The sequence below is a fragment of the Kitasatospora sp. NPDC057223 genome, assembly GCF_042669755.1.
Taxonomy (GTDB): domain Bacteria; phylum Actinomycetota; class Actinomycetes; order Streptomycetales; family Streptomycetaceae; genus Kitasatospora.
Genome location: NZ_JBHUWW010000213.1, coordinates 1 through 9632, shown reverse-complemented (window position 1 = coordinate 9632; position 9632 = coordinate 1). Strand labels below are relative to the sequence as shown.

Annotated in this window: 8 protein-coding genes; 4 read left to right on the top strand and 4 right to left on the bottom strand. The window is 74.0% G+C overall.

The features are described 5' to 3' along the window. Nucleotides 1–43: 43 nt before the first annotated feature. Nucleotides 44–436, bottom strand: a complete 393-nt coding sequence (locus tag ACFUK0_RS38315) for a winged helix-turn-helix transcriptional regulator (RefSeq protein ID WP_380258382.1) — start codon at nt 434–436, stop codon at nt 44–46. A 144-nt stretch (nt 437–580) separates the two neighbouring features. Between ACFUK0_RS38315 and ACFUK0_RS38310 the strand changes: the two genes are divergently transcribed. Both ACFUK0_RS38310 and rarD read left to right on the top strand, forming a co-directional pair. After that, complete coding sequence (locus tag ACFUK0_RS38310) at nt 581–1435, top strand: NAD(P)H-binding protein (RefSeq protein WP_380258380.1); 855 nt, start codon at nt 581–583, stop codon at nt 1433–1435. 131 nt (nt 1436–1566) lie between these two features. After that, entirely contained in the window at nt 1567–2553 is a 987-nt protein-coding gene (gene rarD, locus ACFUK0_RS38305; protein WP_380258378.1) for an EamA family transporter RarD, read from the top strand. A 55-nt stretch (nt 2554–2608) separates the two neighbouring features. Here the strand turns inward: rarD and ACFUK0_RS38300 are convergent, their stop codons facing one another. Genes ACFUK0_RS38300 through ACFUK0_RS38290 form a run of 3 tightly spaced genes read right to left on the bottom strand, consistent with a single transcriptional unit; the run spans nt 2609 to nt 5842 of the window. Next, nucleotides 2609–3550, bottom strand: a complete 942-nt coding sequence (locus ACFUK0_RS38300; RefSeq protein ID WP_380258376.1) for an ABC transporter permease — start codon at nt 3548–3550, stop codon at nt 2609–2611. Continuing rightward, nucleotides 3537–4583 carry an ABC transporter ATP-binding protein gene (locus tag ACFUK0_RS38295; RefSeq protein WP_380258374.1) on the bottom strand — a complete coding sequence of 349 codons (1047 nt, stop codon included), beginning with the start codon at nt 4581–4583 and terminating at the stop codon, nt 3537–3539. Before ACFUK0_RS38295 ends, ACFUK0_RS38300 begins: the two co-directional genes overlap by 14 nt. Further along, complete coding sequence (locus tag ACFUK0_RS38290) at nt 4583–5842, bottom strand: outer membrane lipoprotein carrier protein LolA (RefSeq protein ID WP_380258372.1); 1260 nt, start codon at nt 5840–5842, stop codon at nt 4583–4585. The genes ACFUK0_RS38295 and ACFUK0_RS38290 overlap by 1 nt, the downstream gene beginning before the upstream one ends. Before the next feature lie 272 nt (nt 5843–6114). Here ACFUK0_RS38290 and ACFUK0_RS38285 point away from each other — a divergent pair, with 272 nt between their 5' ends. After that, nucleotides 6115–8673 carry a bifunctional FO biosynthesis protein CofGH gene (locus tag ACFUK0_RS38285; protein ID WP_380258384.1) on the top strand — a complete coding sequence of 853 codons (2559 nt, stop codon included), beginning with the start codon at nt 6115–6117 and terminating at the stop codon, nt 8671–8673. A gap of 416 nt (nt 8674–9089) precedes the next feature. Continuing rightward, complete coding sequence (locus tag ACFUK0_RS38280; protein WP_380258370.1) at nt 9090–9593, top strand: beta-class carbonic anhydrase; 504 nt, start codon at nt 9090–9092, stop codon at nt 9591–9593. The last annotated feature ends 39 nt before the right edge of the window (nt 9594–9632 follow it).

The window sequence follows — 9632 nt, the reverse complement described above, 5'->3', positions numbered from 1 at the left end:
CGCCGAGACTGCGGCCGGGGGCGTCGCCGTCCCGTCCGAAGGGTCAGCGCGGCTTCCGGTCGTACTGCGAGCGGGCCGCCTCGACGACGGCCACCCGGTGCTCCACCCAGTGGGCGAGGGCCGAGACGTACTCGGCGGCCTCCTCGCCGAGCGGGGTGAGGCTGTAGTCGACCCGGGGCGGGATCACCGGGTGGGCCTCGCGCAGGACGAAGCCGTCGCGCTCCAGGGTCTGCAGGGTCTGGGCGAGCATCTTCTCGCTCACGCCGGCCACCCGGCGGCGCAGCTCGCTGAACCGGTAGCCGCGCTCGCTGAGCGCGGCCAGCACGAGCACGCCCCAGCGGCTGGTGACGTGCTCCAGCACGCCCCGGGACGGGCACATCCGGTTGTAGACGTCCGGAGCGTGGTCGAGGATCGACGGCTCTGTCATCGCCTGCATGTCACGGCCTCCGGCGCGTCGGGTTTCGCTGTTGTCCTTACCTGTACCTCAGTACCCTACTTCAATGTGCGTACTTTCCAAGAGTTAGTGCCATGCCTAGAGTAAGTAACGAGCCCGAACGATCCCACCCCTCAGGAGCATCAGATGATTGTCGTCACCGCCGCCACCGGCCAGCTCGGCCGCCTCGTCGTCGAAGGCCTGCTGGCCGAGGTCCCCGCGAGCGAGATCGCGGTCGCGGTCCGCTCGCCCGAGAAGGCCGCCGACTGGGCCGCCAAGGGCGTGGACGTCCGCCTCGCCGACTACAACCGCCCCGAGACCCTGGCGGACGCCTTCCGGGCCGGTGACAAGGTGCTGCTGATCTCCGGCAACGAGGTCGGGCAGCGCGCCCCGCAGCACCTCGCGGTGGTGGCCGCCGCCAAGGCCGCCGGAGTGGCGCTGCTCGCCTACACCAGCGTGCTCGGCGGCGACGAGGCCGGCTTCCGGCTGGCGGACGAGCACAAGGCGACGGAGGCGGCCATCCGCGAGTCCGGGCTGCCCTTCGTGCTGCTGCGCAACGGCTGGTACACCGACAACTACACCGGTGACCTGGCGGGCACCGTGGAGCGCGGCGGCCCGGTCGGCAGCAGCGGGGAGGGCCGGGTGGCCTCCGCCGCGCGGGCCGACTACGCCGACGCGGCGGTCGCCGTCCTGACCGGCGAGGGCCACGAGGGCCGGGCGTACGAGCTGGCCGGCGACGTGGCCTGGAGCTTCGACGAGTTTGCGGCCGAGCTGGCCGCGCAGTCCGGCCGGCCCGTGGTCTACCGCAACGTGCTGCCGGAGGAGCACCTCCAGGCCCTGCTCGGCGCGGGCCTGCCGCAGGCCTTCGCGGAGATCCTGGTGGACGTGGACGCGGGCATCGCCCGCGGCGAGCTGGCCCGCGCCAACGGCGACCTGGCCCGGCTGATCGGGCGCCCCACCACCCCGCTCGCCGAGACGGTGAAGGCCGCGCTCCAGGCCTGACACCCGCCCCGGCGCCGGGGGTGGCGCCCCCGCCCGTGCGGTGTCATGACCAACATGAGAAAACGGAGATGACATCCTGCCCTCCGCCCGCTACCGTCGGCTCGACAACAGCGCGCGGAGGGCAGGCCGTCATGCCGGAGACAACCCCACAGGAGGCCACTCGCGGCCTCTGGTCCGGCGCCGCCGCGTACGGCATATGGGGGCTCTTCCCGCTGTTCTGGCCGCTGCTGGAGCCCAGCCCCGCCGACGACATCCTGGTCAACCGGATGGTCTGGTCAATGGCCGCCGTCCTGCTGATGCTGCTGGTGCAGCGCCACTGGGGCTGGATCCGGCCCCTGCTGCGCCAGCCCCGCCGGCTCGCCATGTCCGCCGGCGCCGCCACCGTCGTCTCGGTCAACTGGGGCGTCTACATCTGGGGCGTCAACAGCGGACACGTCGTCGAGACCAGCCTCGGCTACTTCATCAACCCGCTGGTCACCATCGCCTTCGGCGTCCTGCTGCTGCACGAGCGGCTGCGCACCGCCCAGTGGGCCGCGGTCGGCGTCGGCGCCCTCGCGGTCGCGGTGCTCACCATCGGGTACGGCCGGCCGCCGTGGATCGCGCTGACCCTCGCGTTCTCGTTCGCGGTCTACGGCCTGCTGAAGAAGAAGGTCGCACTCAGCGGGCTGGAGAGCCTCGCGGTCGAGAGCGCCTTCATGTTCCCGTTCGCCCTCGGCTACCTGGTCCACCTCGCCGTCAGCGGGCACGGCACGTTCGGCCACACCGTCCCCGGCTCCTACGGCTGGGGTCACTCCGGGCTGCTCGTGCTCAGCGGGCTGATCACCGCCGTCCCGCTGCTCTGCTTCGGCGCCGCGGCCGTGCGCGTCCCGCTGACCGTGCTGGGGCTGCTGCAGTACCTCGCGCCGGTGTTCCAGTTCCTGATCGGCATCGCCGTCTTCCACGAGACGATGGAGCCCGCCCGGTGGGCCGGCTTCGCGCTGGTCTGGGCCGCCCTGGCGGTGCTGACCTGGGACGCGCTGCGCCGCCTGCGTACCGACCGGTCGGCGGCTCCCGGCGTCGTCGGGCCGGCCGGCCCGCGCCCGGCGGAGGCCGCCCCCGCCCCGGCCGGCACGGGCTGACGCCTCTGGCGGGTGGCCGGCCGGGCCGGCCGGGGCGGCTGTCAGGACGTGGCTGTCAGGACGTGATGTCCCGGCTGGTGAACCGGGACCACGCGGCCGCGCCGAAGACCGCCACGTAGGCCGCCTGCAACCCCAGGTTCTGCAGGACTCCGTCCCAGTACATCGGCTGCCGCAGCAGGTCGCCGAAGCTCAGCCAGTGATGGGTGAACAGGAACGGCTGGATGGCGTGCAGCTGCGGGAAGCTGTCCAGGATCTGCACGGTGATCACCAGGCCCACGGTGCTCGCCATCGCGGCGATCCCGCTGCCCGTCAGCGTCGAGATGAACAGGCCGATCGCGACCAGTCCGGCCAGTGAGGCCGCCACCACGCCGGCCACCAGGACGGCCCGCAGCAGTGCCGAGCCCAGGCCGATGGTGTCGCCCGAGATGAGCGTCACCTCGCCGAGCGGGAAGAGGGCGGCGCCCGTCGCCAGCGCGGCCAGGGCCACCGTCACGGTCGCCGCCAGGCAGAACGCCAGCCCGGCCGCGAACTTGGCCGCCAGCAGCCTGCTCCGGCCCGCCGGAGCGACCAGCAGGTAGCGCAGGGTGCCGGTGCTCGCCTCACCCGCGATCGAGTCGCCCGCGACCACCCCCACCGTCATCGGCAGGAAGACGGGCAGCGCGACGGCCAGCGCGGTGAACACCAGGAACAGGCCGTTCTGGGTCACCTGGGCGATGAAGGCCGGGCCCTCCCCGCCGTGCGAGGAGCCCGTCTCGATCCTGACCACGGTGCCGATCAGCACCGGCAGCACCGCGAGGATGCCCAGCAGCGCCATCGTCCTGGCCCGGCGGAACGTCAGGGTCAGCTCGCTGCGGAACAGTGCCAGGAAGCCCCGGCCCGTGCGGGCGGCCGTAGCCGTCCCGGCGGCGCGGCCCGCCGACGCCCCGGCCCGCGACGCCCCGGCCTGCGACAGCTCAGTCTGTGACAGCTCAACCTGCGGTAGCTCAACCTGCGACATCGAAGCCCTCCCCGGTCAGTGCCACGAAGGCGTCCTCCAACGTGCCCCGCTCCACCCCGAAGCCGCGCACCCGCACCCCGGCCTCGACCAGCGCCGCGCACAGCTTGGGCAGCGCGTCGTCCTCCGGCGACCCGGGCGGGGCCGGGCTCGTCTCGGCGTCCACCCGGTCGTCCCCCGCCCGGATGCCGCTCAGCCCGTGGGCGGCGAGGATCCCGGCGGCCTGCGCCACGTCCGCCGTCCGGACCACCAGCCGGCCCTGGGCCCGGGCAGCCAGCTCCGCGACGGTGCCCTGCACCAGCAGCCGGCCGCGCGACATCACGGCGGCGTGCGTACAGACCTGCTCGATCTCGTCCAGCAGGTGGGAGGAGAGGAAGACCGTGGTGCCCTCCGCCGCCACCTCCCGGACCAGCGCGCGGATCTCCCGCATGCCCTGCGGGTCGAGCCCGTTGGTCGGCTCGTCCAGCACCAGCAGCTCGCGCGGCTGGAGCAGGGCGGCGGCCAGGCCGAGGCGCTGCTTCATGCCGAGCGAGTACGCCCTGGCCTTCTTGCCGGCGGCGGCCGTCAGCCCGACCCGGTCCAGTGCCTCGCGCACCCGGCGCTCCCGGCTGCGCGGGTCGGCGGTCGGGTCGGCCGCGTCGTAGCGGGCCAGATTGTCCCGCCCGGAGAGGAACCCGTACAGCGCGGGGCCCTCGATCAGGGCGCCGACCCGGGGCAGCACCGAGCCGACCGACTGCGGCATCGGCTCGCCGAGCACCGTGGCCCGGCCCGAGGACGGCGCGATCAGGCCCATCAGCATCCGGATCGTGGTGGTCTTGCCCGAGCCGTTCGGGCCGAGGAAGCCGAAGACGCTGCCCCGCGGCACCGTCAGGTCGAGCCCGTCGACGGCGAGCTGGCCGCCCCGGAAACGCTTGGTCAGCCCGCTGGTGCTGATCACCGCGTCGACGGCCACCGGCGGCGGGGGAGCGGCGACGGGGGCCGGGCGCGCATCGGCGGCCCGGCCCCCAGCCGGCTCCGTGGGAGGAGCCTGGGTCATTACTTCACCCCGGCCGCACTCTGCAGCACCGGCAGCGTCACCGCGCCGGCGAAGACCCGGCCGTCGTCCGTGACCAGCACGTTCAGCACCTTGGTGCTGATCAGCGAGCCGCCGTCGACGGGCTTGCCCAGGGCCTTGGCGAGCGACTGCACGCTCTGGCCGCCCCGCGGCGCGGCGGGCCCGCTCCCGCGCCCGGCCCCGCCCTCGGCCGGTGCGACGGCGTCCCCGGCCGGCAGCCGGGTGCTGAGCACCGTCGTCCAGCCCTCGCCGACCACGTTCAGGCCGTCCCCGGCGTGGGCGGCGGCCCCGGCGGCCTCCTCGGCTGCCTCCGGGGCCCCGGCTGCGTCATGGCCGTCGTCGAGCTTCCGCTCCGTCACCTTGGCGCCCTTGGGGGCGGTGAAGTCGAAGGCCTTGGCATCCGGCGCGGCGAAGGACACGTCCTTGAAGTGGGCGTCGAACACCGTGCCACCGCCGTCGGCGGCCTTGACCACCACGGCCAGCGGCACACCGTTGCCGGCGTCCACCGCGATCCGCACCTCGCCGATCGTCGAGCCGGCCTGCGTCGGCTTCACGCTCAGCCGGTACGCCTTGCGGCCCGCGACCGTCGCCGTGCCGTCCGCCGTGACCGAGGTGGTGCCGGCGCTGAGCGCGAGGAACCGCTGCGCGGCCTCCTGCGGCGTCGTCGGCACGCCGGTCAGCGGAGCCCGGTGCCGGTCGGCGGCGCCGGCCTGCGGGAGCGTCAGGTGCACCGCCTCGTTGGTCGAGCTGTCCCAGGCCCAGGCCTGGGCGCCGTTGCGGACCAGCTCGTACTCGGCCAGGTTCTCGATCAGCCCGACCCGCTGGCGGTCCGGCCCGTCCACCGCGACCCGCAGGGTGTGGTTGCCGCTGAGCAGGCCTGCCAGCTTCGTCTCCGGCGCGGCCGCGGACGATCCGCCGCCCTCCCCGCCGGCACCGGCCGCGCCCCCGAGCCCGCCGCCGACACCGCCGAGCAGCTGCGCGGGCACACCCAGGTCGGCCGAGATCTGCACGGTGCCGGACAGCGTCTGCGCCTCGGAGCCGAGGGCCTTCTCGACCAGCTGCTGCGCCGTCAGCGGCGGCAGGCTCGGCGCCCCGTCGTCGGCCAGCGCGGGCACCAGGCCGATACCGGCGGCCACCACGCCCGCCACCGCCACCGGCACCAGGACGCGCACCGCCGTACGCCGCCCGGACCGGTACGGCGCACCGCCCTGGTCCACCTCAGTCGTCGTGTCGTCCGTCATCACGTTCAACCCCTCCGTAGGTGTGCCGATCGCCCGTCCCTACTCCATTACAAGCGCTTGGCGGCCCGGGGGCATCAGCCCGCAGGGCCACATCCGGGTACACCTCACGAAGCATCCCGCCGGGTGGGTGACCCTGATCCCACCTCAGGGTTACGTCCTCCTGGGGGTTGAAAGCCGCGTAGGGTCGCGGCATGGACGCAACCGACGCCTCCCCGACCGCACCGGTCCCGGCCGTATCCGCTCCCAGCACGCCCCCCGCCACCGCGAACGGCATGCGGAGGGCCCTGCGCAGGGCGCGTGACGGGGTGGCCCTCGACGTCGCCGAGGCGGCGGTCCTGCTCCAGGCCCGGGGCGAGGACCTGCGGGACCTCTGCGCGAGCGCGGCCCGGATCCGCGACGCGGGTCTGGAGGCGGCGGGCCGGCCGGGGGTCGTCACGTACTCCAAGAAGGTCTTCATCCCGCTGACCCGGCTCTGCCGGGACAAGTGCCACTACTGCACGTTCGTCACCGTGCCGGGCAAGCTCCGCCGGGCTGGGCACGGCATGTACCTCTCGCCGGACGAGGTGCTGGAGATCGCCCGTCAGGGCGCCGCGCTGGGCTGCAAGGAGGCCCTGTTCACGCTCGGCGACCGCCCCGAGGAGCGCTGGCCCGAGGCCCGCGAGTGGCTCGACGCGCACGGGTACGACGACACGCTCGCCTACGTCCGGGCGATGGCCATCCGGGTGCTGGAGGAGACCGGCCTGCTGCCGCACCTCAACCCGGGCGTGCTGACCTGGACGGACTTCCAGCGGCTCAAGCCGGTCGCGCCGTCCATGGGCATGATGCTGGAGACCACCGCCACCCGGCTGTGGTCCGAGCCGGGCGGCCCGCACCACGGCTCGCCGGACAAGGAGCCCGCCGTCCGGCTGCGCGTCCTGGAGGACGCCGGGCGCAGCGCCGTCCCGTTCACCACCGGCGTGCTGATCGGCATCGGCGAGACGTACGAGGAGCGGGCCGACGCGCTGTTCGCGATCCGGCGCACCGCCCGGCAGTACCACGCCGTGCAGGAGGTGATCGTGCAGAACTTCCGGGCGAAGCCGGACACCGCGATGCGCGCGATGCCCGACGCCGAGCTGGAGGAGCTGGCCGCCGCGATCGCCGTCGCCCGGCTGGTGCTCGGGCCGTCCGCCCGCATCCAGGCGCCGCCGAACCTCGTCGACCGCGAGTTCGCGCTGATCGTCGGGGCGGGCATCGACGACTGGGGTGGGGTCTCCCCGCTGACTCCGGACCACGTCAACCCCGAGCGGCCGTGGCCGCACATCGAGGACCTGGCCGCCCGTACCGCCGAAGCCGGATTCGCGCTGCGCGAGCGGCTCACCGTCTACCCGGAGTACCTGCTGCGGGGCGAGCCCTGGCTCGACCCGCGGATCATGCCGCACGTGAACGCGCTGGCCGACCCGGTCACCGGGCTGGCGCGCGAGGACGCGATGCCGGTCGGCCTGCCCTGGCAGGAGCCGGAGGACCTGCCCACCTCGTACGGCCGCACCGACCTGCACAGGACCATCGACACCGAGGGCCGGACCGGGGACCGCCGGGCCGACTTCGAGGACGTGTACGGGGACTGGGAGGTGCTGCGGGAGCAGATGTCAGCGGACAGCGGACGGCTGACGGATGACAGATTTCAGATTCTGTCATCCGATATCCGTCAAGCCCTCTCCGTCGCCGCCGACGACCCCACCAAGCTCACCGACGCCCAGGCCCTCGCCCTCTTCCAGGCGGACGGCCCGGCCCTGGACGCGCTCTGCCGGATCGCCGACGACGTCCGCCGCGACGCGGTCGGCGACACCGTCACCTACTGCGTCACCCGGAACATCAACTTCACCAACGTCTGCTACACCGGCTGCCGGTTCTGCGCCTTCGCCCAGCGCCGCACCGACGCCGACGCCTACACGCTCTCGCTCGACCAGGTCGCCGACCGCGCCGCCCAGGCCTGGGACGTCGGCGCGACCGAGGTCTGCATGCAGGGCGGCATCCACCCCGACCTGCCCGGCACCGCGTACTTCGACATCGCCCGCGCGGTGAAGGCCAGGGTGCCCGGCATGCACGTGCACGCCTTCTCCCCGATGGAGGTCGTCAACGGCGCCACCCGCACCGGGTTGTCCATCCGCGAGTGGCTCCAGCAGGCCCAGGAGGCCGGTCTGGACACCATCCCCGGCACCGCCGCCGAGATCCTCGACGACGACGTCCGCTGGGTGCTGACCAAGGGCAAGCTGCCCGCCGCCACCTGGGTGGAGGTCGTCAGCACCGCGCACGAGCTGGGCATCCGCTCCTCGTCCACGATGATGTACGGCCACGTCGACACTCCCGCCCACTGGCTCGGCCACCTGCGGCTGCTCGCGCAGATCCAGCAGCGGACGGGCGGCTTCACCGAGTTCGTGACGCTCCCGTTCATCCACACCAACGCACCGGTCTACCTGGCCGGCATCGCCCGGCCCGGACCGACCGCCCGTGACAACCGGGCCGTGGTCGCGATGGCCCGGCTGCTCCTGCACACCCACATCCCCAACATCCAGACCAGCTGGGTGAAGCTCGGTGCGGAGGGCGCCGCCGAGATGCTCCGCTCCGGTGCCAACGACCTGGGCGGCACGCTGATGGAGGAGACGATCTCCCGGATGGCCGGCTCGGCGTACGGGAGCTACAAGTCCGTCCGCGACCTGGAGGCGATCGCGGAGGCGGCGGGCCGGCCGCACCGCCAGCGCACCACCACCTACGGCGAGGTGCCCGCCGAGCGCCGGGCGGCCGCCCTCGCCTCGGACGGACACCTGCCGGAGCTGCTGCCGGTGCTCGACTAGGGCGGCGGGGGATCCCGGCGTCGGGGGCGCGCAGCACGGCGCGGGCGCTGCCCCGGCGCGTCCGTACGCCCGCGCTCCGGGCCGGTGGCCGTGGACCGGCCGCCACGGCCCGCGCTAGGTTGAGGGCATGACCGTGCTCGTGCGGCGTCGACACGTCGACTACGGCCGCGTATCCAGTACCGGCTGTCGCGGCTGACCCACGGGGTCGCCCCGGGGCCCGGCCACCCGCCGCCCCGCACGTTCCTCCCGGCCCGCCCGGCCGCGTCCCCGACGCCGCCGAGGCCAGGGCCCGCCACCGCCGTCTCCGGCCGTGGCGCTTCTCCTCACCGGTGGCCGCCGCGCCCTCCCCGCCCGGGGGAGCGCCCCCGGCGGCCCGCCGTTCCCGTGTACTCCAGCCAGCGAATCCGGAGTCAGTCATGACCGAGAACGTCCGCGCCACCGAGCAGTACCTCGCCAACAACGCCGACTACGCCGCCTCCTTCACCGGACCGCTCCCGCTGCCGCCGGCCCGTCGTACCGCCGTCCTGGCCTGCATGGACGCCCGGCTCAACGTGTACGGCGTGCTCGGGCTGGCCGAGGGCGACTCGCACGTGATCCGCAACGCGGGCGGGGTCGCCACCGACGACGCGATCCGGTCCCTGGCGATCAGTCAGCGGCTGCTCGGGACGCGCGAGATCATCCTCATCCACCACACCGACTGCGGCATGCTCACCTTCGGCGACGACGCCTTCCGGGAGTCGATCCGGGAGGAGACCGGCATCAAGCCCCCGTGGGCGGCCGAGGCCTTCGCGGACCTCGACACCGATGTGCGGCAGTCCGTCGCGCGGATCAGGAACAGCCCGTTCGTCCCGCACACCGACGCGGTGCGCGGCTTCGTCCTGGACGTCGCCACCGGCAAGCTGCAGGAGGTCGTGGCCTGACCCGACCGATGCCCTTGCGGCCGGCCCCGCCCGGACCAC

Bases quoted from the DNA above. Each gene is read 5' to 3' on its own strand.
- ACFUK0_RS38315 (WP_380258382.1), bottom strand. From the start codon at position 436: ATGCAGGCGATGACAGAGCCGTCGATCCTCGACCACGCTCCGGACGTC.
- ACFUK0_RS38310 (WP_380258380.1), top strand. From the start codon at position 581: ATGATTGTCGTCACCGCCGCCACCGGCCAGCTCGGCCGCCTCGTCGTC.
- rarD (WP_380258378.1), top strand. From the start codon at position 1,567: ATGCCGGAGACAACCCCACAGGAGGCCACTCGCGGCCTCTGGTCCGGC.
- ACFUK0_RS38300 (WP_380258376.1), bottom strand. From the start codon at position 3,550: ATGTCGCAGGTTGAGCTACCGCAGGTTGAGCTGTCACAGACTGAGCTG.
- ACFUK0_RS38295 (WP_380258374.1), bottom strand. From the start codon at position 4,583: ATGACCCAGGCTCCTCCCACGGAGCCGGCTGGGGGCCGGGCCGCCGAT.
- ACFUK0_RS38290 (WP_380258372.1), bottom strand. From the start codon at position 5,842: ATGACGGACGACACGACGACTGAGGTGGACCAGGGCGGTGCGCCGTAC.
- ACFUK0_RS38285 (WP_380258384.1), top strand. From the start codon at position 6,115: ATGCGGAGGGCCCTGCGCAGGGCGCGTGACGGGGTGGCCCTCGACGTC.
- ACFUK0_RS38280 (WP_380258370.1), top strand. From the start codon at position 9,090: ATGACCGAGAACGTCCGCGCCACCGAGCAGTACCTCGCCAACAACGCC.